The 22,711-nt window shown below is 63.2% G+C and carries 19 protein-coding genes; 13 read left to right on the forward strand and 6 right to left on the reverse strand.

Annotated elements, in window-relative coordinates:
* Positions 1 to 50: 50 nt before the first annotated feature.
* A complete protein-coding gene (locus tag BRPE64_RS10105) occupies positions 51 to 785 on the forward strand; it encodes a DUF2968 domain-containing protein (RefSeq protein ID WP_016346000.1) in 735 nt (244 codons plus the stop codon).
* A 92-nt stretch (positions 786 to 877) separates the two neighbouring features.
* On the opposite strand, the gene BRPE64_RS10110 is transcribed toward BRPE64_RS10105, so the two are convergent.
* The 5 genes from BRPE64_RS10110 to BRPE64_RS10130 all read right to left on the reverse strand — a co-directional run bounded on the left by BRPE64_RS10110 (position 878) and on the right by BRPE64_RS10130 (position 8,150).
* The gene (locus BRPE64_RS10110; protein ID WP_016346001.1) at positions 878 to 2,266 is read right to left on the reverse strand and encodes a type 1 glutamine amidotransferase; all 1,389 of its coding nucleotides are present in this window, start codon (positions 2,264 to 2,266) and stop codon (positions 878 to 880) included.
* 159 nt (positions 2,267 to 2,425) lie between these two features.
* Entirely contained in the window at positions 2,426 to 4,183 is a 1,758-nt protein-coding gene (locus BRPE64_RS10115) for a cation:proton antiporter (protein WP_016346003.1), read from the reverse strand.
* 209 nt (positions 4,184 to 4,392) lie between these two features.
* On the reverse strand, positions 4,393 to 4,731 hold the full coding sequence (gene glnK, locus BRPE64_RS10120; RefSeq protein WP_016346005.1) for a P-II family nitrogen regulator: 339 nt from the start codon (positions 4,729 to 4,731) through the stop codon (positions 4,393 to 4,395).
* Between the two features lie 124 nt (positions 4,732 to 4,855).
* A complete protein-coding gene (locus BRPE64_RS10125; protein WP_044042115.1) occupies positions 4,856 to 6,910 on the reverse strand; it encodes an NAD(+) synthase in 2,055 nt (684 codons plus the stop codon).
* Positions 6,911 to 7,007: 97 nt separating this feature from the next.
* The gene (locus BRPE64_RS10130; protein ID WP_016346007.1) at positions 7,008 to 8,150 is read right to left on the reverse strand and encodes a GNAT family N-acetyltransferase; all 1,143 of its coding nucleotides are present in this window, start codon (positions 8,148 to 8,150) and stop codon (positions 7,008 to 7,010) included.
* A gap of 161 nt (positions 8,151 to 8,311) precedes the next feature.
* Between BRPE64_RS10130 and BRPE64_RS10135 the strand changes: the two genes are divergently transcribed.
* The gene (locus BRPE64_RS10135; RefSeq protein ID WP_016346008.1) at positions 8,312 to 8,605 is read left to right on the forward strand and encodes a GIY-YIG nuclease family protein; all 294 of its coding nucleotides are present in this window, start codon (positions 8,312 to 8,314) and stop codon (positions 8,603 to 8,605) included.
* A 63-nt stretch (positions 8,606 to 8,668) separates the two neighbouring features.
* On the opposite strand, the gene ppa is transcribed toward BRPE64_RS10135, so the two are convergent.
* On the reverse strand, positions 8,669 to 9,196 hold the full coding sequence (gene ppa, locus BRPE64_RS10140; RefSeq protein WP_016346009.1) for an inorganic diphosphatase: 528 nt from the start codon (positions 9,194 to 9,196) through the stop codon (positions 8,669 to 8,671).
* Between the two features lie 242 nt (positions 9,197 to 9,438).
* On the opposite strand from ppa, the gene BRPE64_RS10145 reads away from it, so the two are divergent.
* From BRPE64_RS10145 to BRPE64_RS10190, 11 genes are all read left to right on the forward strand, one after another.
* Positions 9,439 to 10,878, forward strand: coding sequence for an aldehyde dehydrogenase family protein (locus BRPE64_RS10145; RefSeq protein WP_016346011.1), 1,440 nt, complete (start codon positions 9,439 to 9,441; stop codon positions 10,876 to 10,878).
* 28 nt (positions 10,879 to 10,906) lie between these two features.
* Positions 10,907 to 11,683, forward strand: coding sequence for an SDR family oxidoreductase (locus BRPE64_RS10150; protein WP_016346012.1), 777 nt, complete (start codon positions 10,907 to 10,909; stop codon positions 11,681 to 11,683).
* Between the two features lie 198 nt (positions 11,684 to 11,881).
* Positions 11,882 to 13,198, forward strand: coding sequence for an MFS transporter (locus tag BRPE64_RS10155; protein ID WP_016346013.1), 1,317 nt, complete (start codon positions 11,882 to 11,884; stop codon positions 13,196 to 13,198).
* A 326-nt stretch (positions 13,199 to 13,524) separates the two neighbouring features.
* Positions 13,525 to 14,073 carry a PAAR domain-containing protein gene (locus BRPE64_RS31875; RefSeq protein ID WP_051180335.1) on the forward strand — a complete coding sequence of 183 codons (549 nt, stop codon included), beginning with the start codon at positions 13,525 to 13,527 and terminating at the stop codon, positions 14,071 to 14,073.
* 275 nt (positions 14,074 to 14,348) lie between these two features.
* Positions 14,349 to 14,624: a lipoprotein N-acyltransferase Lnb domain-containing protein gene (locus BRPE64_RS34065; RefSeq protein ID WP_084675731.1), complete on the forward strand. Its 276-nt coding sequence runs from the start codon at positions 14,349 to 14,351 to the stop codon at positions 14,622 to 14,624.
* A 714-nt stretch (positions 14,625 to 15,338) separates the two neighbouring features.
* Entirely contained in the window at positions 15,339 to 16,646 is a 1,308-nt protein-coding gene (urtA, locus tag BRPE64_RS10165; protein WP_016346014.1) for an urea ABC transporter substrate-binding protein, read from the forward strand.
* Positions 16,647 to 16,725: 79 nt separating this feature from the next.
* Complete coding sequence (urtB, locus tag BRPE64_RS10170) at positions 16,726 to 18,342, forward strand: urea ABC transporter permease subunit UrtB (protein WP_016346015.1); 1,617 nt, start codon at positions 16,726 to 16,728, stop codon at positions 18,340 to 18,342.
* A 3-nt stretch (positions 18,343 to 18,345) separates the two neighbouring features.
* Positions 18,346 to 19,551, forward strand: coding sequence for an urea ABC transporter permease subunit UrtC (gene urtC / locus BRPE64_RS10175; protein ID WP_016346016.1), 1,206 nt, complete (start codon positions 18,346 to 18,348; stop codon positions 19,549 to 19,551).
* Positions 19,548 to 20,432, forward strand: coding sequence for an urea ABC transporter ATP-binding protein UrtD (gene urtD / locus BRPE64_RS10180; protein WP_016346017.1), 885 nt, complete (start codon positions 19,548 to 19,550; stop codon positions 20,430 to 20,432). The genes urtC and urtD overlap by 4 nt, the downstream gene beginning before the upstream one ends.
* Positions 20,433 to 21,127: 695 nt before the next feature.
* A complete protein-coding gene (gene urtE, locus BRPE64_RS10185; RefSeq protein WP_016346018.1) occupies positions 21,128 to 21,820 on the forward strand; it encodes an urea ABC transporter ATP-binding subunit UrtE in 693 nt (230 codons plus the stop codon).
* A gap of 27 nt (positions 21,821 to 21,847) precedes the next feature.
* The gene (locus BRPE64_RS10190) at positions 21,848 to 22,708 is read left to right on the forward strand and encodes an urease accessory protein UreD (protein ID WP_016346019.1); all 861 of its coding nucleotides are present in this window, start codon (positions 21,848 to 21,850) and stop codon (positions 22,706 to 22,708) included.
* Positions 22,709 to 22,711: the final 3 nt, after the last annotated feature.

Raw genomic sequence — 22,711 nt, forward strand, 5'->3', positions numbered from 1 at the left:
ACAGAACGCGCCCGGCAAGTCCGACCAACCTTTTCGGCCACGAGGCCAACATGAAGCAACCCAGTACTATCCGTTACGCGACGCTCGCGCTCGCACTTTCCGTCGGGCTCCTCGCGCTGGCCCCGAGCGCGTTCGCCGCAGCGCCGCAGTCGAAATACGGGACGAAGTCGACGCAATCCGCACAATCCGGCGACGATGCCGCCACGCAGGCATCCGCCGAGGACCTGTCCGACCTGCAAGCCGATGCCCGCGCGCCGCGCGTCGAGGGCAACATCGCCGAGTTGCAGAATCTGATGCAGGCCGGCAGCCTCATCGAATTGCGTGAAACGCGTAATGGCAGCTACGGCGCGAAGCTTTTCTTCCTCGCGCAGGACATGTTGTTCTACGTGGCGCTCTCGCAAGAAGACCGTCTGTGGCGCGTGGTCAAGACGCAGGATCAGGTGCGTGCGGAATCGATCTACGCGCAGTTTGCCCGCAAGAGTTCCGATCTCGCCGATGGCGAAATCCGCCGCATGCAACTGGCGGCGCAGAAGTCGCTGCTCGACCGGGTGATCGCGAAATCGGCCGACCGGGCCAATCGCCTCACCGCCGACCTCGCGCTCGCGCAGCAGCAGGACTCGCAAGTATCGGAACGACAGCAGCAATTGCAGGCCGAGTCGGCCGCGCTGCAGACCGACAAGCTCGAAGCCGAACGCAAGCTGCGCGCGCTTCAGATGCAGGTCGATCAGTTGCAGCGGCAGGCGGAAGCCGGACTTGCGCCGGTGAGCGTGATGCCGTCGCGCTAAGCGCCTCTTTTCTCGCGCAGGAAACGCAAAGGCCCGCTCGAATCCGAGCGGGCCTTTGCGCATGATGCGGCCAATACAATCGATGCCGTTCCTCAGAAGCGCGTTTCCCGCGCCACGCGCAGGAACGTATCGAGCAGCGGCGTGCAATCGAGCAATTCCGCGCCGCCCGCCCGGTGGAACTCCGGGTGCCACTGCACGCCGACCACGAACGGCGACTTCCGGTAGCGCACCGCCTCGATGATGCCGTCCGACGCCGACACCGCCTCGATGTTCAGATCGCGTCCGAGCGTCTTCACCGCCTGATGGTGGATCGAGTTGACGATCGCCTCACGCTGGTTCGGGAACATGTTGACGAGCGTGGAGCCGTCCGGGAAGCGAATGGAATGGCGATGCTGGTCGTACTGCTCGTTGACGTGGATGCCGGCCGTGGGGACATCGGTGGCGATATCGCCGTAGAGCGTGCCGCCGAATGCCACGTTGATCAGCTGACAGCCGCGGCACACGCCCAGCACCGGCTTGCCCGACTCGACGAACTCATGCAGCAGCTCCAGTTCGTACATGTCGCGCACGCGGTCGCCCGGCCATTCCGGCCGCGTCGCGGCTTCCTCGTACGACTGCGGCGAGACGTCCGCGCCGCCTTGCAGCAGCAGGCCGTCGAGATGCTTCGCATAATCGCGCAAACGGATGTTGCTCGGATGCAGCATGCCCTGATGCCCGACCGTCGGAATCATGAAGACGAGCACATCGCGCGACATGACCCAGTGCGCGATCGATTCCTCCAGATACTGCAGCGTCTTGCCGCGCAGACCCTTCGCACCCGGCTCCGGATGAAAAATGCGCGCCGACACGCCGATGCGCAACGTGCGCTGTGTGATGCGCTGCCCCGCGCGGTCGAAAATCTGCCGCGCCCGCGCCGCGATAATGCGCCCGAACACCGACCACGCCGAATCCGATTGCTTCAGATAAGCGGGCTGCGGCGGCGCGCTCGCCTGCTCGGTGGCGGGCAGCGGCGGCGGGTTGAGCTTGCCGAAATCGGGCGCTTCGGCGATCTCGGGAGGAAAGCCGACGGCGGGCGACGGAGCGGTGCGGCCCGTCGGGGAATCGGTTGCGGCGGAGTGCGCGTTGGTGCTCGCGGCCTCCGCTTCGGTCGCCGATTCGAGATTTTCGGCGAGGCTCGCCTTGGATTCCGCGACGGTGCGATGCGGCTCGCGTACGGCGGCCTGCGCGGAACTCGCGCGGGCTTCGCGGGCGGCCTGCTGCGCGTCATCCTGGCGGGCCTGCGCCTTGTCGACAGGCTCCACGTTCGATGCGCTCGAAGGCGCATCCGTCGACGCGCGCTCGGTTGCGCTCGCTTGAGGACCGGGCGCGGCCGCCGCCGCTGCGGCCGCGGGCGACGCCGTGGGATTCGCGCCGTCTCGTGTCATTTCGCGCTGGCGCGCGTCGGTGCTGCTTGCGTCGTTGGACGTTTTGTTATCGCTCATTCCGATTTCGGGCTTCAGGCCGCAAGGAGAATGGACAGAGGTCGATTATCCGCCTCTGAACCGGACGGGGCAAACCAGCACACAATTGCTCACATAGGCTCACATTATCGCGGGAACCCGCGATACGCGCTTCTCAGGGCTATCCCGTGACAGACACGGTCAGTGATCGCGCGGTTCCTCGAAGGTTTCGCGCAAGGCGATCTGCATCGTCGCGTGGATTTTTACGCACCAGCGCCACAGCACGGTCAGCAGGAGCGCCGCGCACAGCAGCACGCCGATCATCAGCCCGAACGGCGGGAGAATGCCGCCCGACAATGCCGCGACCAGCAGAAAGACGCCGAACATCGCGACGATCGGAATGAGCCCGGAAATCGCCGAGCGGATCGCGCGCGTGAAGCGCCCCGCTTTCGCGGGCTGCACGCTCACTTCGGCGAGCAACAGCGCAAGCGATTCGAGCTTGCGATACACGGCGACCAGAAACGGCAACGCGACGATCAGCGCCGCGCCCCACAACACCACGCGCTGCGTGTTGTCGGTTTCGAGCCAGCGCGCGAGATGGGCGGACGCGAACGGCGCGGCATAAGACGCGCCCAGAAAAATCGCCGCGACGAGCGCCAGATTCACCGCGATCTGAAGCACGATGCGCTTGGTCATCGAGAAGAGCGTCGGTCCGCCGCTCGCGGGCGTGAGACTCGCGAGCCATTGCGAATACAGACCGAAGGTGTTGGCGAGCGGCGCGGGCATGGCGCGGGCGAGGCGCATCGTGAGCGGATCGGCGGCGCGCATCAGATACGGCGTGAAGAGCGTCGTCAGCGCGGACACGGCCACCGCGATCGGATAGAGAAAGCTGCTCGTGACCTTGAGCGACAACCCAAGCGACGCGATGATGAACGAGAACTCGCCGATCTGCGCGACGCTCATGCCCACGCGCATCGCCGTGCGTCCGTCTTTGCCCGCGAGAAACGTGCCGAGCCCGCACGACACGATCTTGCCCAGCACCACCGCGACCGTGATGACGGCGATCGGCCACGCATAGTCGACCAGCACCGCCGGATTCAGCAGAAGCCCGATGGTGACGAAGAAGATCGCCGAGAACATGTCGCGCACCGGCGCGATCAGATGCTCGATGCGCGCGAGATTCTTCGACTCCGCCATGATCGCGCCGATCAGAAACGCGCCGAGCGCGATCGAATAATCGAGCTTCACGACGAGCAGGCAGAAGCCGAAACAGAAGCCGAGCACGGTGACGAGCAGCATCTCGTCGCTCTTCGCGCGCGCGACGTAATTGAGCGCACGCGGCACGGTGAGAATGCCGACCACGAGCGACACCGTCATGAACAGCAACAGCTTGCCGAGCGTGACGACCGCGATGCCCGCGCTCACCGAGCCCGTCTGCGCGATGCCCGAAAGCAGCACGAGCATCGCGATGGCGAGAATGTCCTCGACGATCAATATGCCGAACACGAGCTGCGCGAAGCCCTCGCCTTTCATGCCGAGTTCGGAAAGCGCCTTCACGATGATGGTCGTCGACGAAATGGCGAGCATCGCGCCGAGGAAGAGCGAGTCCATCGCGTTCCAGCCGAACCAGCGCCCGATCTCGTAGCCGATCCAGATCATCAGCACGATTTCCGAGAGCGCCGCGACGAAGGCCGTCGCGCCGACCTTGAACAGCTTGCGCAGGCTGAATTCGAGCCCGAGCGAAAACATCAGGAAGACGACGCCGAGTTCGCCGAGCGTCTGGATGGTCTGTTCGTCGTGGATGAGATTGAACGGCGGCGTGTACGGCCCGATGATCACGCCCGCGACGATATAACCGAGCACAACCGGCTGCCGCAGGCGGTGGAACAGCACGGTCACGACGCCCGCAATGGCCATGATCACCGCGAGATCCTGGATGAAGCCGATCGCGTGATGCATCAAACGAATCCTTACAAAAATATAACGAAAAAGTCATGTTACCGCACGGATACGAAAATCCTGCGGTCCGGCAAACAATCAGCGGAAAAAATTCGGGGACGATGACGCGCATCGCGCTGGTGCACGCGCGCGCTCGAAGAACTTATGCGGGATGTTGCGAACGGCCCGCGCGGCGTGGCGGGCCGGATGCTGATGAAAACGCGCGGCGCTCAGACCGCCGCTTCGTTTTCCTCGCCGGTGCGAATGCGGATGACGCGCTCGACATCGGCGACGAAAATCTTGCCGTCGCCGATTTTGCCGGTGCGCGCCGCGCCGATGATCGCGTCGATGACCCGGTCGGTCTGATCGTTGGCGACGACGACTTCGATCTTCACTTTCGGCAGGAAGTCGACGACATACTCTGCACCACGATAAAGCTCCGTATGCCCCTTTTGACGGCCGAAGCCCTTCACTTCCGTGACCGTCAAACCCGTGAGCCCCACTTCGGCGAGCGCTTCGCGGACTTCGTCGAGCTTGAACGGTTTGATGATGGCGGTGATGCGTTTCATGGCGACCTCTTTTCAGATATCAATTCAAGGGTTCGGGAAAGTGTCGTGTCCGCGTGCGGACAGATGCTTTCGATTCTAGTCGCGTTCAGCGCGCTCGTGGGTCGATGTCGATACGCGCGTCGCGTTACTCGGTGGCCGGCACGCGCTCCAGATCCTTGAGCCATACCGTCGCCTGCGAGTCGCTCGGCGCGCGCCAGTCGCCGCGCGGAGACAGCGAGCCGCCCGAGCCGACCTTCGGCGCATTCGGCACGCATGAGCGTTTGAACTGGCTCGTGCGGAAGAAGCGGTCCAGAAAGATGCGCAGATTTTTGCGGATGGCGGCGAGGTCGTACTGGTTGCGCGTAACCTTCGTGCCTTCCGGCCACGCGCCCGCATCGCGATCGCGCCACGCGGCGAGCGCGAGAAACGCGACCTTCGACGGCGCAAAGCCGAAACGCAGCGTGTAGTACAGATTGAAATCCTGCAACTCGTACGGGCCGATCACGCTCTCCGTCTTCTGCTCGACCACGCCGCTCGTCTTGCCCGGGATGAGTTCCGGACTGATATCGGTGCTCAGGATGTTTTCGAGGACATCGGTGCCGGTGTCGCCGATCTGCCCCGACTCCGCCACCCAGCGCACCAGATGCGTGATCAGCGTCTTCGGCACGCTCGCGTTGACGTTGTAGTGGGACATGTGATCGCCCACTCCGTAGGTGCACCAACCAAGTGCCAGCTCGCTCAGATCGCCCGTGCCGATCACGATGGCGTTGTTGAAATTCGCCAGCCGGAACAGATGGCTCGTGCGCTCGCCGGCCTGCACGTTTTCATAGGTGATGTCGTATTGCTCCGCGCCCGTGCTGTGCGGATGGCCGATGTCGGTCAGCATCTGCACGCAGCTCGGGCGAATGTCGATCTCGCCGGCCGTGCAGCCGATCACGTGCATCAGCTCGCGCGCCTGAGCAAGCGTGCGGTCGCTGGTCGCGAAGCCCGGCATCGTATAGGCGAGGATGTTCGCGCGCGGCAAGCCGAGCCGGTCCATCGCTTTCGCGCACACGAGCAGTGCATGCGTGGAATCAAGGCCGCCCGAGATGCCGATGACGACCTTCGAGATGCCGGACGATTGCAGCCGTTGCAGCAGCGCCTGCACCTGGATGTTGTAGACCTCGTTGCAACGCTCGTCGCGGCGCGCGGCGTCGGCGGGGACGTAAGGAAAGCGCGCGACGCGCCGTTCCAGCGGCAGCTTCGCCTGAGCGGGCACGGCGAGCGGGAATTCGATCACGTTGAATTGCGCGACTTCGTCCGCGTGCCGGTGCGTCGAGCGGCCGAACGTGGTCTGCCGCATGCGTTCGCGGGAGAGGCGTTCGAGATCGACATCGGCGAAGATGATGTGCGACTCACTGGAGAAACGCTCGGATTCCGCGAGCATTTCGCCGTTCTCGTAGATGAGCCCTTGCCCGTCCCAGGCCAGATCGGTCGACGACTCCCCATTCCCCGCCGACGTGTACAGATAAGCCGCCACGCAGCGCGCGGATTGCTGCCCGACGAGCTGATGCCGGTAAGCCGACTTCCCCACGACGATATTCGACGCCGACAAATTCACGAGCACCGTCGCGCCCGCGAGCGCCGCGAACGACGAAGGCGGAATCGGCACCCACACGTCTTCGCAAATCTCGACGTGGAAACGAAACAGCGGCAGATCCTTGATCTGGAACAGCAGCGACGCCCCGAACGGCACGTCCTGTCCGCACAGCGAGAGCGTGCGCGTGGTCGCGGCATCGGCGGGACTGAACTGCCGCGCTTCGTAGAACTCGCCGTAGTTCGGTAGATAACTCTTCGGCACGACGCCGCGAATGACGCCGTTCGCAATCACGATCGCGCAATTGAAGAGCTTGTGCTCCGCCCTCACCGGCGCGCCGACGATCATCGCCACATTCAGTTTCTTCGACGCTTCGACGATGTCGTTCAGCGCGTCTTCGCAGGCGTCGAGCAAGGCGCGTTGATGAAAGAGGTCGTCGCACGTATAGGCGGAAATGCCGAGCTCGGGAAACGCGACGAGCACCGCGCCGCGCGCCGCCGCCTGCTGCGCGAGCGCGATGGTCTGCGCCGCGTTGAACGCCGGATCGGCGACCCTGCACACCGGCACGCCGACAGCGACGCGCGCGAAATCATGGCTGTACAGGTTGAAGAAGTTTCTGCTCATGGTCGACATTGGTTTGCGCGGATTGCAGCGGGAAAGACGCGGCGTGAATCGGAACGTGAAATGGGGCGAGAACCCGCGTCGATTATCGCACGCGGTTTCAGGTCTTTTTTCTGAACGGCGTATGCGCTTCGAGTTCGACGATGTGATGATCCATCGCCTCGGTTTCGGCGTCGAGGAACTCGGCGATCGCGTGCGCGAAGCGCTGATCCGCGATCCAGTGCGCGGACCATGTCGGCGTCGGCAGGAGACCGCGCGACATCTTGTGCACGCCCTGCGCGCCGCCCTCGAAACGCGCCAGTCCATGCTCGATGCAATACGCGATGCCCTGCATGTAGCACGTCTCGAAGTGCAGGCCCGAGACGAACTCGCGCGTGCCCCAGTAGCGGCCGTACATCGTGTCGCCGCCGATCATGTTGAGCGCGCAGGCGAGCCGCGCGCCGTCCGCTTCGGCGATGACGAGCAGGATGCTGTCGGGCGCCTCGGCGTGGATCCGGCCGAAGAATTCGCGCGTCAGATACGGCGCGTTCCAGTGCTCGCGATACGTGTTGTCGTAACAGTCGTAGAAGAAATCGAGCGCGCTTTCGTCGATTTGCGCACCGCGCAGCCACGTGTAGGTGACGCCCGCTTCCGTCACGCGGCGCCGGTCCTGCTTCACCTTCTTTCGCTTGTCGTGACTCATCGTCGCGAGGAAGGCGTCGAAGCTCGCGTAGCCGTCGCCGGGCAGATTCTCCCAGTGGAACTGCACGCCTTCGCGCAGCATGTAGCCCGCGTCCTTCAGCGCCGCGACGTCCTGTGCATGCGGAAACAACACGTGCAGCGAAGACAATTCCATTTGGCGCGTGAGTTCGATCGCTCCGCGCGCGAGCAGCACGCGATCCTCGTGATCCGCCGCGATGAGGCGCGGTCCCGTCACCGGCGAAAACGGCACGGCCGACAGCGCCTTCGGGTAATAGCGCAGGCCGTGGCGCTCGAAGGCGTCGGCCCAGGCGTGATCGAACACGTATTCACCGCGCGAGTGCGACTTGAGATACAACGGCATCGCACCGGCGAGCGTACTGCCGCGCATCAGCAGCAGATGATGCGGTCGCCAGCCGGTGCGCCTGACCGCGCATCCCGTGTCCTGCAGCGCCGCCAGAAACGCGTGGCGCACGAACGGATTGTCGCCGGCAAGCCGGTTCCAGTCGTCGGCCGGAATCTCGGCAAGCGTATCGACTACATGAATTTCGACCTCGCGATTCAACAGGCTACCTCGCTGAAATATCGACGGCGCGCGCCTTAAGCTTCGAGCGCACCCCAAAGCGGCTATTCTCGCGCAACTCGCCGCGCCCCGCCCGAGCGGCAGACGCGCTCCGCCGCGATGCTTATCGGCGATAATGCGCCGCACACTTCCATCACTCGCCGATGCCCTGGTTCCTCTATCTGATCGAATGCGCTGACGGCAGCCTCTACACCGGTATCGCGACGGACGTCGAGGCGCGTTTCACCGCGCACGCGAGCGGCAAGGGCGCGCGCTATACGCGCGCGCGTAAGCCGCTGCGCGTGCTGGCGTCGTTCGAACTGGCGGGGAGATCGGAGGCGTTGCGCGCGGAATATCGCGTCAAGCAGTTGACCGCGCTGCAGAAGCGCGCGTTGATCGCGGGAGAGAGAACGCTCGAATCGCTGTTGCCCCGGAGCGAGGCAAGCGAAGAAGAATAAAAAAACGCCGCCGCGTTTCTGCAACGCGGCGGCGCTTCGTCGAAAACGCGTCGAAAACCGTGCTTACTTGCCGAAGTTCGCGACGCCTTCCGAAATTTCCTTGTGCGCGGCGTCGATGCCCGCCCAGCCCTCGACCTTCACCCACTTGCCCTTTTCGAGCGCCTTGTAGTTCTCGAAGAAGTGCTTGATCTGGTCTTTCAGATATTCGGGCACGTCGTCGATCGACTTGATGTTCGCCGTCATCGGGCAAATTTTGTCGTGCGGCACGGCGACCAGCTTGGCATCCACGCCCGATTCATCCGTCATTTGCAGCATGCCGAGGGCGCGCGCGCGCACGACCGACCCCGCCAGCAGCGGGAACGGCGTGATGACGAGCACGTCGACCGGGTCGCCGTCGCCGGAGAGCGTCTGCGGGATGAAGCCGTAGTTGGCCGGATAACGCATGCCGGTGCCGATGAAGCGGTCGACGACGAGCAGGCCCATGTCCTTGTCCGCTTCGTATTTGACCGGATCGCTTTGCGCGGGAATCTCGATGATGACGTTGAAATCCTGCGGGAGATCCTTGCCGGGAGGTACGTTGTTGAAGCTCATGAGCGCTCTCTGGAGAAGTTGAGTCGGAGAAGAAAACGCACGGGCGGACGGTCGATGAATGAAGCCGCCGCGCGGCGATGATCGGCGCGCGCATGCCGGCGCGTGAATGCGTCATTATAGCCAAACGGGACCCGCGCCCCGACCGTGCGGACATAGGACGGACATGCGGCGAACGTACGGCGAACGACAGCGCGATAATCGATCGGGCGTCGCGGGATTGACACCACAATCAGGAGACATGCATGGAAGAAGCGAAACATTTCATCAACAACCGCTGGGTCGCGCCGTCTGTCGGCGAGACGATTCCGGTAGTCGATCCGTCGGACGGCCAGATCTTCGCGCAGATCGCGCGCGGCACGGCGGCCGACATCGACCGGGCCGTCACCGCTGCACGCGCCGCCTACGAAGGCCCGTGGGGCGCGATGAGCGCCGCCGAGCGCGGGCGCATTCTCGCGCGCCTGTCGATGCTGATCGGCGCGTGCCACGAGGAAATCGCGCAGATCGAGGCGCGCGACACCGGCAAGCCGCTCAAACAGGCGCGCGCCGACGCCACGGGCATCGCCCGCTATTTCGAGTTTTACGCAGGCGCCGCCGACAAGCTGCACGGCGAAACCCTGCCCTATCAGTCCGGCTTCACCGTGCTCACGATCCGCGAGCCGCACGGCGTGACGGGCCATATCGTGCCGTGGAATTATCCGCTGCAGATTTTCGGGCGCAGCGTCGGCGCCGCGCTCGCGACCGGCAACGCGTGCGTCGCGAAACCGGCGGAGGACGCGTGCCTGTCGCTGTTGCGCATCGCGGAGCTGGCCGCCGAAGCGGGGTTGCCCGAAGGCGCGCTGAATATCGTCACCGGTTACGGGCACGAAGCGGGCGCGGCGCTCGCGCGTCATCCGGGCATCGACCATATTTCGTTTACCGGCTCGCCCGCGACCGGCGCCGCCGTTACCAAGATGGCCGCCGACAACCACATTCCCGTCACGCTGGAACTCGGCGGGAAGTCGCCGCAGATCGTTTTCGCCGATGCCGATTTCGACGCCGCGCTGCCCGTGCTCGTCGCCGCGATCGTGCAGAACGCCGGACAGACCTGCTCGGCCGGCAGCCGCGTGCTGATCGAGCGCGCCGCCTACGAGCCGCTCATGGAGCGTCTGGCGCAGGCCTTCGCCGCGCTCAAGGTCGGGCCGAGCACGCTCGATCTCGATTGCGGGCCGCTCATCAGCGCGAAGCAGCAGCAGCGCGTGTGGGACTTTCTGTCGGACGCGCAGCACGACGGCATCGCGATGGCCGCGCAAGGCGAAGTGGTCGCGGAAGCGCCCGAAGCCGGCTTCTATCAGGCGCCCACGCTTCTGCGCGATGTCCCGCCGACGCACCGCCTCGCGCGCGAAGAAGTCTTCGGCCCGGTGCTCGCCGCCATGCCTTTCGACGACGAAGCCGACGCGCTGCGGCTCGCCAACGGCACCGACTACGGCCTCGTGGCCGGCATCTGGACGCGCGACGGCGCCCGCCAGATGCGCCTCGCGCGCCGCGTGCGCTCGGGACAGGTGTTCATCAACAATTACGGCGCGGGCGGCGGCATCGAGTTGCCGTTCGGCGGCGTGAAGCATTCGGGACACGGACGCGAGAAAGGCTTCGAGGCGCTGTACGGCTTCACGACCTTGAAGACCATCGCGATCAAACACGGCTGACGTTCGAATCGACAACAAAGGAGACAGTATGCGACTGCAAGGCAAGACGGTGATCGTGACGGGCGGCGGCTCGGGTTTCGGCGAAGGCATCGCGAAGACGTTTGCGCGCGAAGGGGCGAACGTCGTCGTGAACGATCTGAACGGCCCGGCCGCCGAGCGCGTGGCGAGCGAGATCGCGCTGGCGTCGTCGCCGGAAGCGGCGCACGGCCGCGCGATCGCCGTTCAGGGCGACGTGACCAGGCGCGAAGACTGGCAGAAGCTGCACGACGCGGCCATCGAAGATTTCGGCAGCGTGCAGGTCGTCGTCAACAATGCGGGCACGACGCACCGTAACAAGCCCGTGCTCGACGTCACCGAAGCCGAGTTCGACCGTGTCTACGCGGTGAACGTGAAGAGCATCTACTGGAGCGTCGAGCAGTTCGTGCCGTACTTTCGCCAGCAAGGCGGCGGCGCGTTCATCAACATTGCGTCGACGGCGGGCGTGCGGCCGCGTCCGGGCCTCGTCTGGTACAACGGCAGCAAGGCGGCGGTGATCATCGCGAGCAAGGCGCTCGCGGTCGAACTGGGCCCGGACCGCATCCGCGTGAACTGCATCAATCCGGTGATGGGCGAAACCGGTTTGCTCGCCGAATTCATGGGCGTGGAAGACACGCCGGAGAACCGCCGCAAATTCCTCGCGACCATTCCCCTCGGCCGCCTCTCGACGCCGCAGGACATCGCGAACGCCGCGCTCTATCTCGCCTCCGACGAGGCCGAGTTCATCACCGGCGTCGCGCTCGAAGTGGACGGCGGACGCTGCGTCTGAAGCCGCTGCGCATGCTGCTGCATGAGCCGGTGCGCGCGCCGCGGCGAGGTCCGCGGCGCGCGGGTCGCATCGGTGCTTTCCCTAGCCCCGACACGCACTTGGCGCCGATGCTGAACGGCTAGAATCCTTACGCGTCTGTAATCGCCGGGCGGGCCCATCCGCTTCGGTGCGACGCGTACATAACGAGAGGAGACAAGCATGGCCAGCACCGCCAATCCGATGCCTCGCCCCGGCGCCGGCGCGCCGTCCGCGTTCGAGGAAGCCACGTATCGCAAGGTCGCGTGGCGGCTCTCGCCGCTGCTTCTGATCTGCTATGTGGTCGCTTATCTGGACCGCGTGAACGTCGGCTTCGCCAAGCTGCAGATGGCCGCCGATCTGCAACTGTCGGACGCCGTGTACGGCTTCGGCGCGGGCATCTTCTTTTTCGGGTACTTCATCTTCGAGATTCCGAGCAACGTGATCCTGCATCGCGTCGGCGCGCGGGTGTGGATCGCGCGGATCATGATCTCGTGGGGCATCATTTCCGCGCTCACGATGTTCGTCACCACGCCGACGATGTTCTACGTGATGCGCTTTCTGCTCGGCGCGGCCGAAGCGGGCTTCTTCCCCGGCATCATTCTTTATCTGACGTACTGGTTTCCGGCGCGCCGGCGCGGACGCATGACGACGCTGTTCATGACGGCCATCGCGCTGTCGGGACTGATCGGCGGGCCGATCAGCGGCTGGATCATGAAGGCCTTCGACGGCGTGCACGGCTGGCATGGCTGGCAATGGCTGCTGTTGCTCGAAGGCATTCCTTCGGTGATCGTGGGCCTGGTCGTGCTCGCGAAACTCGACGATCGCATCGCGAAGGCCAAGTGGCTCACGACGGAAGAACGCGAGCTACTTGAACGCAACATCGCGGCGGATAACGTCTCGAAGGAAGATCCGTCGATCGGCAAGATTCTGTCGAGCCCGAAGGTGTGGCTGATGAGCCTGATCTACTTTTCCTTCGTGATGGGTCTATACGGCGTGAGCTTCTGGCTGCCCACGATCATCAAGTCGATGGGCGTCTCCGATCCGTTGCAGGTCGGACTGCTTTCCGCCATTCCCTACGGCGTGGCGGTGATCGGCATGCTGTACGCGGCGCGCAGCGCGGACCGTACTGGCGAGCGCCGCTGGCATATCGCGATTCCGGCGTTCATCGGGGCGATCGGGCTGGTGCTGTCGGTGGTGTGGTCGTCGAACACGATGCTCGCGATGATCGGCCTCACGCTCGCGACGATGGGCATTCTCACCACGCTGCCGCTGTTCTGGAGCCTGCCGACGGCGTTTCTCGCCGGGACGGGCGCGGCTGCCGGCATCGCGATGATCAATTCGCTCGGCAACCTGGCCGGGTTTCTCAGCCCTTATCTGGTCGGGTGGCTGAAGCAGGTCACGTCATCGACTGCGAGTGGCATGTATATGCTCGCGGGCTTTCTCGTGCTCGGCGCGCTGCTCGCGTTGAGCGTGCCGGCGCGGATGGTGAATCGGTAGGGTTTATCAATACTGCATTAATAGCTTCACGCTTATAGACGCTGCCGAAATCTTCGCCCGCATTGCGCGAGCGTCGCGAGCCCAAACGGCTATAGACCGCCAAGCCTTGAGTCCGGCGCAGCCACGCTGCCGGACTTTTCTGTCCCTCATATCTCGCAATGTCGTCAAGATTTGTCGACATTGCGGTTTCGTTGCCCGAGTCTGCTTGCCTCACTTCGCTGCCCTCGTATGCTGATACTCGCCCCATGCGGGCGAACATCAGCATTTCAGGAGTCGAGATGCATGCCAGAAATCAAGCATAACGAAACAAGTAGCGGGGGGCGAACATGATGCGACGATTCGCAGTGGTCGGAGACAAGCTCACTAACAACGGAGAAATCTGCGATTACAAGGGGCTGATTTTCATGCTGGGCGGACATCAGGCCGCGCTCATCAATGGAGCAGCTTATTGTCCCGTCTGCAAGAAGACAGGGTATATCGCAAAGGAAGGCGGTCCGCGTCGTATGACCTTGGGTGCAAACGAGATAGCACTTGAGAATGATGTTGTTGTATGTGGTTGCACGGAACATCCGCGCATTTTCGCAAGACTCGCAGGAGAAGCATGGTACGACGATCTGGCCCAGACACTTGGAAACGTCGGGACGCATGCAACGGATCGAAGCGGCGCAGCAGCGGCATTCATCGATAACGCGCCTTCTAACTTCGATGAGTTATTTCAGTTATTGGACAACACAACTGGGCAGCCACTAGCAAACTTTGAATACGCAATAGAGCGGGCAACTGGCGAAATTGAGCATGGAGTTACCGATGAGGATGGGCGTACGCACTTGCTTTCATCTACGGCCAGCGCCGAATCTGTTCGAATTTACGTCTGAGTACATATAGTATGGATCAAATCAAGTCGCCTAGCGGAAACACGCTAACCAAGATTGCAACCAGAACGACCACACCAACATCCGATTCGACGCCCAAACAGGTCCACGTTCAGACAGACACGATTGAGATAATAGTCAGCGACTCCCGAGCAATCTCCATGGGTTCTCAATTTGGTCATTCCGCCATCGTCATAGACGGTATTGAATAAGGGCGCGCACATCCGGGCTGGGACAAAGATACAAAAGAGCACTATCTGCAGCGGCAACAGGTTTTTATGCGGAGAGACTCGTGGGGATATGTTCTCCGCGTGACGACATCTGAGAAGCAGAAAATGTTGTCGGAAATCAGGCGGCGGATGGCGGAGAACAGACCGTACTCTGTCTCGGACAATAGCTGTTCGTCCAATGTCGCTGAAGTGTTAGAGATTGCTGGAATTCAGGCGCACGACCCGAGATTCGAGTTCATGGACACGATTTCGCCGGCCGATCTCATGATAGGACTAAAACATTCCAAACGACTTGTCGGGCAAAATGTGTATCCGAAAAAATAGCCTCCTGCTTTGGGTGACAGTTATGTTAATTGGCTGCACCGACCACGCTAATGAGATTTGGATCGCGACCGAAAAGGTACCCGTCTATGACCGTCCTGACGGAAGTCTACTATTCTTTTTGAAGCCAACAGACGTGTGTGAGCCGGGTATGGATATGGCCGGGAAAGTCGATATGTACACAAAAGTCAAATGCAACTCGGGTAATGGATGGGTAATTGGAGAGAAATTTAAAAGACTTATGAAGTCATCGCAGCGATAAGAATGCGTCCGACCCGCCGAATGGCGCGGACCATTTCTTCCGAGAGGCTCAACTACCGGATACGTGTCCAACGCAAACCTATGAGGGCTCGCGTCCGGTGCGCGTGATGAGACAAGCAACGCGAGCGAGGCCCGCCGTTGGCCCCGGATGGCGGCCACACCCCGCGAGTTCATTCCATTCGTCTGCGACAGCGTTGTCCAACAGTCACAAACACGGAGTCCCGCCAAAACCCAAAGTGGCCGTTACAAAGCGAATCCGCACCGCAACGATGCATGCAAGCCCACGCATGCACCAAAACCCCGCCGCGAAGCGAACACCCTACTCAGTAAAAATTCCGTAGAACAAGCGCCAGACCCGCACCACTCGGGCATTTCGCCCCGATTGGCATAACCCTTGCAGAACGTGCCGGGCAATCGTCATTGCTCAAACTACACATCGGCAAGGGGAACACACTCATGAAACGTCGCAGTTTGCTGAAGTTCGGCTCCATGTCGGGCGCGCTCGCCCTTGCGGGTCAGCTTCCGATCTCGAAAGCCCAAGCCGCCGATACCGGTCCGATCAAGGTCGGCATTCTGCATTCGCTGTCGGGCACCATGGCGATCTCCGAGACGTCGCTGAAGGACACGGCGCTCATGACCATCGCGGACATCAACAAGAGCGGCGGCGTGATGGGCCGGCAGCTTCAGCCGGTCGTCGTCGACCCGGCGTCGAACTGGCCGCTCTTCGCCGAGAAAGCGCGTCAGCTGCTCACGCAGGACAAATGCGCCGTCGTGTTCGGCTGCTGGACGTCCGTGTCGCGCAAGTCGGTGCTGCCGGTCTTCGAGGAACTGAACGGCCTGCTCTTCTACCCGGTTCAGTACGAAGGCGAAGAGATGTCGCGCAACGTGTTCTATACGGGCGCCGCGCCGAATCAGCAGGCGATCCCCGCCGTCGAATATCTGATGGGACCGGAAGGCGGCAGCGCCAAGCGCTTCTTCCTGCTCGGCACCGACTACGTGTATCCGCGCACGACCAACAAGATCCTGCGCGCCTTCCTCCACTCCAAGGGAGTCAAGGATGCGGACATTCAAGAGGTCTACACACCGTTCGGACATAGCGACTATCAAACCATCGTCGCGAACATCAAGACCTTTGCCCAAGGGGGAAAGACGACCGTTATCTCTACGATCAACGGCGATTCGAACGTACCGTTCTACAAGGAACTCGGCAACCAGGGCCTGAAGGCGACCGACGTGCCCGTCGTCGCATTCTCGGTCGGCGAAGAGGAACTGCGCGGCATCGACACCAAGCCGCTCGTCGGTCACCTGGCCGCGTGGAATTACTTCATGTCGGTGAAGAACACCAACAACTCGAAGTTCGAGAAGGAGTTCTTCGAGTACGTGAAGGCGCAGAACCTGCCGGGCGGCGACAAGCGCGTCACCAACGATCCGATGGAGGCGACCTTCGTCGGCATTCACATGTGGAAGCAGGCGGTCGAGAAGGCGAAGAGCACCGACGTCGACAAGGTGCGCGTCGCGATGATCGGCCAGACGTTCGCCGCGCCCTCGGGCTTCACGCTGTCGATGGACGGCAACCACCATCTGCACAAGCCCGTGATGATCGGCGAGATTCGCGGCGACGGCCAGTTCAACGTCGTGTGGAAAACCAAGACCGCGGTGCGCGCGCAGCCGTGGAGCCCGTATATCGCCGGCAACGAAGGCAAGCCGGACGTGGTCAGCTCGATCCCCGCGTTCCTGCGCCGCCAGCGCGTACGCACGGCGTGATGTATTGACGGCTTGAAGCAGTCAGGCCGCGCGCGCCGACGATGCGCGCGGCCGTCGTAGTCTCACAAGAAAGGCCACCATGACCGGTTCGCTCGCCTCACCCTTCGTGCGCGCGTTGCTCGTGCTCTTCATCGCGATCGCCCCGTTCAGCGCCCACGCGCTCACCAGCGACGATCTCGCCCCGCTCGCGGGCGACGACTTCGAAGCCAAATCCGCCGCCATCGACAAGCTCATCGCCCAGGCCGATGCGCCGTCCGTCGCCGTGCTCGCGGCGCTCGCCGACGGAACGGCTGCGGCGACCGACAACGGCCGCGTCGTCATCCAGACCGATGCGGGCAACAAGGACCCGATCACCGGCAAGTCGCTCGATGCGCCCGATGCGCAGACCATCACGCTCAGCAACACGCTGCGCACGAAAGTGGCGGGCGCGGTGTCGGGATTGCAGCTTGCATCGCCCGATATCGCAAAGCGCCGCGATGCGATTGCCGCGTTGCTGAAGAACCCGGACGCGGCCATGAAGCCGATGATCGATCGCGCGCGCGCCATCGAAAAAGATGCCGATCTGAAGAAGCGTCTCGACACGCTCTGGGCGATGACCGCCCTGCACGATCCCGACGTGAGCAAGCGGCTGGAGGCAGCGCAACTCGTCGCCGCGCGCCACGATCTCGACATGTACGAATTGCTGCGCCCGATCGTCGCGAAGAAGGCCGACGGCAGCTTCAACGAACCCGACGAGCGCGTGCGCAACGCCGCGCAGGAAGGCCTCTACGCACTCGATTCGATTCAGCGCCGCAGCGAAATCTTCGGCACGCTCTTCGCGGGTCTGTCGCTCGGCAGCGTGCTGCTGCTCGCGGCGCTCGGGCTTGCGATCACGTACGGGTTGATCGGCGTCATCAACATGGCGCACGGCGAGTTCCTGATGATCGGCGCGTATGCGACTTACGTCGTGCAGAATCTCGTGCAGCATTACGCGCCCGCCGCGTTCAACTGGTATCCGCTGTTCGCGGTGCCGGTGTCGTTCGCCGCGGCGGCGCTGGTCGGCATCGTGCTCGAACGACTCGTGCTCAAGCATCTCTATGGCCGTCCGCTGGAGACGCTGCTGACCACGTTCGGCGTCAGCCTGATCCTGATTCAGGCGACACGCACGCTCTTCGGCGCGCAGAACGTGCAGGTGATCAACCCGTCGTGGATGAGCGGCGGCGTCGCCGTCATGCAGAACCTGATCCTGCCGTACAACCGCCTGACCATTCTCGCGTTTTCGCTCGCAGTCGTGCTGATCGCATGGGCCGTGCTCACGCGCACGCGTCTCGGCCTCTTCGTGCGCGCCGTGACGCAGAACCGCCGCATGGCCGCGTGCGTCGGCGTGAAGACCGCGCGCGTCGATTCGTACGCGTTCGCGTTCGGCGCGGGCATCGCGGGACTCGGCGGCTGCGCGCTCTCGCAGATCGGCAACGTGGGCCCGGATCTCGGTCAGAGCTACATCATCGATTCGTTCATGGCGGTGGTGCTGGGCGGCGTCGGGCAGTTGGCCGGCACGGTGATCGGCGGCTTCGGGCTCGGACTCGTCAGCAAGGCGGTCGAGCCGTTCTGGGGCGCGGTGCTCGCGAAGATCGCGGTGCTCGTGCTGATCGTGTTGTTCATTCAGAAGCGTCCGCAGGGCATGTTCGCCCTCAAGGGCCGCAGCGCGGAGGCCTGACCCATGACCGCTTCGACCAATATCGGCGCCAATCTGGACGTCGCGCCTCAACCCGATGCCGGCGCCGCGCGCGCGGGCTTCGCGTTAGGTCTTCCGCCGCGCGCCGCGCTGCTGCCGCGTAACGGCTGGCTTGCGCTGATCGCGCTCATCATCGCGATGGGCATCTACGTGCCGATTGCCGCGCTCGTGCTGCCGGAGACGAGCGCGCTGCATCTGTCCGCCTACGCGATGACGCTGACCGGCAAGCTCATGTGCTATGCGATCGGCGCGCTCGCGCTCGATCTCGTGTGGGGCTACTGCGGCATTTTGAGTCTGGGACACGCGCTCTTCTTCGCGCTCGGCGGCTACGCGATGGGCATGTATCTGATGCGCTCGATCGGCCGCGAAGGCGTCTACAAGAGCGATCTGCCGGACTTCATGGTGTTTCTCGACTGGCACAAGCTGCCGTGGTACTGGGAAGGCACCGAGCATCTCTGGTATGCGCTCTTGCTCATCGTGCTAGTGCCGGGCGTGCTCGCGTGGGTGTTCGGCTTCTTCACGTTCCGTTCTCGCGTGAAGGGCGTGTATCTGTCAATCATCACGCAGGCGATGACCTTCGCCGCGATGCTGCTCTTCTATCGCAACGAGACGGGCTTCGGCGGCAACAACGGCTTTACGGACTTCAAGCGCATCGCGGGCTTCAACGTCACGCATCCGGGCACGCGCACGGCGCTCTTCCTGATCACGTTCGCGGTGCTCGTGCTCGCGTTTCTCGCGGCGCGCTGGATCGTCACTTCGAAGCTCGGGCGCGTCGTCACCGGCGTGCGCGACGGCGAGACGCGTCTCATGTTCCTAGGCTACAGCCCGCTCGCCTACAAGCTGTTCATCTGGACCGTGTCGGCCGTGCTGTGCGGCATCGCGGGCGCGTTGTACGTGCCGCAGGTGGGCATCATCAATCCGAACGAGATGTCGCCCGCGAACTCGATCGAAATGGCGATCTGGGTCGCCGTCGGCGGACGCGGCACGCTGATCGGGCCGATCATCGGCGCATTCGCGGTGAACGGCGCGAAGAGCTTTTTCACGGCGTATTTCGCGGAATACTGGCTGTTCTTCCTGGGCCTCATCTTCACGCTCGTGCCCTTGCTGTTGCCCAACGGCATCATGGGTCTCATCGATCTCGCGCGCCGCAGGAAGGCGCACGCCGCGAATGTAACCGAGGCCGCCGAATGACCGCACATCATGCCTTGATCGTCGATCTGCCGCCCATTCCGCCCTTGCCCGATCCGGCCGAATCGAGCCACAAGAACATCAACGTCGTCTCGGGGCTCGGGCATGTGCTCACGCCCGGCGAGATCGACGTGTCGCACGGCACGATCCTCTATCTCGAAGACGTGACCGTGAGCTTCGACGGCTTTCGCGCGCTCAACAAGCTGACGCTCTCGATCGATGTGGGCGAGTTGCGCTGCGTGATCGGCCCGAACGGCGCGGGCAAGACCACGATGATGGACGTCATCACCGGCAAGACGCGGCCCGATGACGGCCGTGTGTTCCTCGGCCAGACGTTCGATTTGACGCGTATGTCGGAGCCGGTGATCGCGCGTACCGGCATCGGCCGCAAGTTTCAGAAGCCGACCGTGTTCGAGAATCATCCGGTGTGGGAGAACCTCGAACTCGCGATGAAGACGGACAAGCGCTGGTTCGCGTCGTTGCGCGCGCGGCTGGATCGCGAGGCGCAGGCGCGCATCGAGGAGACGCTCGAACTGATTCGCCTTCAGCATCAGGCGACGCGGCTGGCGGGCGAACTGTCGCACGGGCAGAAGCAGCGGCTGGAGATCGGCATGTTGCTGATGCAGCAGCCCGCCCTTCTGCTGCTCGACGAACCCGCGGCCGGCATGACCGATCGCGAAACGATGGAACTCGCCGAGTTGCTCAACAAGTTGCGCGGTTCGTGTTCGATGATGGTCGTCGAGCATGATATGGAGTTTGTGGCCGCGCTTGCTGGGGACAGTGGAAAGGTCACCGTGATGGCCGAAGGCCGTGTTCTTGCAGAAGGAACGCTCGAGGACGTCAAGCGGGATGAGGCGGTCATCGAGTCTTATCTGGGGCGTTGATAGGATTGTTTTTGGGCTTTCGTGGAATCCTGATTTCGCGTCGGTTTATTAGCACTGCCCCTGTGCGGGGCGGCACCTACTTTCTTTGCTGCTGCAAAGAAAGTAGGCAAAGAAAGCAGCTTTCCCCATCCAAAGTACCTCACGCCGGCCGCGGCACAGGCGAAGAGCCCGTGGTACGGCAGTAGCAAGTGCCTTCAAGGGTCTCACCGGGCTTGGATCGCGCACGGTCTGACTAGCTAGACGTTTCAGGGCGCGGGTTCAGCACCAGAGAGTTCCGGCACGGCGCTACGCGCTGCCGCCGGGTCTGCAAGGGAAACCAACGTGCCGCACATGCGGTGAGATGGAAGTGTTAGCAAAGAAGCACGCGCCGACCCGATTGACCCGTCGGCCGCGAAGCGGGCCGGAGCTATTTTGTGCTGAACCTGTTCGTTGGGCGGCGCGATTTCGCAAACCGTGTGCGATCCAAGCCCCGTTGATTTACGAGGGCCCTCGCTATGCGTGCCAAAGGCAATTCGCCTGTGCCGCGGCCGGTGTGAAGTACTTTGGATGGGAGAAGCTGTTTCTTTGGTTACTTTCTTTGCAGCAGCAAAGAAAGTGACTGCCGCCCCGCACAGGGGCAGTGCCAATAAACCAACGCGAATTCAGGATTCCACGAAAAAGCCGAAGCAAACAAACGCAAAAAGCAGAGAAATCACATGCTAGAAGTCGAAGCCCTGAACCAATACTACGGCGGCAGCCACATCCTTCGCGATGTGAAGATGACCGTCCCCGACGGCAAGCTCACCGTGCTGCTCGGCCGCAACGGCGTCGGCAAGACGACGCTCCTGCGCTGCCTGATGGGCGTCGTGCCCACGAAAAGCGGCACTGTCAGCTGGCGCGGCACGAAGATTTCATCGCTGCCGACTTACGCGCGCGTCGCGAGCGGACTCGCCTATGTGCCGCAGGGACGCGACATCTTCGGGCGTCTTACCGTCGAGGAAAATCTGCTCGTCGGCGCGGCGAGCCGCAAGGCGCCGTCCAAGATTCCCGACCACATCTACGCGCTGTTCCCGGTGCTGCGCGACATGAAGAACCGCCGTGGCGGCGATCTCTCCGGCGGTCAGCAGCAGCAACTGGCCATCGGCCGCGCGCTGATGAGCGAGCCGCAACTGCTGATTCTCGATGAACCGACCGAAGGCATCCAGCCGTCGATCATTCGCGATATCGGCCGCACGCTGCGCCAGCTCGTCGATGAAATGGGCATGACGGTGCTGCTCGTCGAGCAGTATTACGACTTCGCGCGCGAACTCGCGGACCGCTACTGGGTGATGAGCCGCGGCGAGATCGTCGCGGGCGGCGCGGGCTCGGAAATGGATGCGCATGGCGTGCGGGAGTTGATCGCCGTATGATGGCGCCTCACTCCTGAACGCACCGCCATGCACCACGAATCGCACGCGACGCTCGCCGATCCGGACATCTGGCGCGGCCGGCTCGAACTCGGCTTCGCGCATCAACATGGCCGCACCGCGTTTGCGCATCGCAAACACGAAGGGCCGCTGCGCCTGCAACGCCCGCTCTATCCCGAAGGCGATATCTGTCACGCGGTGATCGTGCATCCGCCGGGCGGCGTCGCGGGCGGCGATCGACTGTCCATCGACGTACGTCTGCAAGAACGCACGCATGCCGTCATCACGACGCCCGGCGCGACCAAGTGGTACAAGGCCAACGGAAAGCTCGCGACGCAGCGCATCGACATCGATCTTGCGGCGCACGCGAAGCTCGACTGGCTGCCGCAAAATAACATCGTGTTCGAGTCGTCGAACGTCGAGCTGGACATGCATCTCACGCTCGATGAAAGCGCGACCGCCATCGGCTGGGACGCGATGCTGCTCGGCCGCGCCGCCGCCGGCGAGAAGTGGACGCAAGGTCACATCAAGTCGATCTCGCGGATCGCGCAGCGCGACGGCACGACGCTCTGGTTCGAACGCATGCTGCTCGCGGCGAACGATCCGCTGCGCGATGCCGCGCAAGGGCTCGCGGGCTTCCCCGCGTACGGCACGCTCTGGGCGATCGGCCCCGCCTGCGACGACGCACTCGCCGAAGCCCTCACCGCGCAGCTTCCCTTCGATACCGAGCTACGCGCGGGCGCATCGTGCATCACGCCGGGCGTGCTGATCGTGCGTGCGATCGGCCGCTCGATGGAGCCGCTGCAGCGCGCGTTCATCGACTGCTGGACGCAACTGCGGCCGATCGTGCATGGCGTCGACGCGAAGCCGCTGCGGCTCTGGACGACGTAAGAA

This window comes from Caballeronia insecticola, from assembly GCF_000402035.1.
Taxonomy (GTDB): Bacteria; Pseudomonadota; Gammaproteobacteria; order Burkholderiales; family Burkholderiaceae; genus Caballeronia; species Caballeronia insecticola.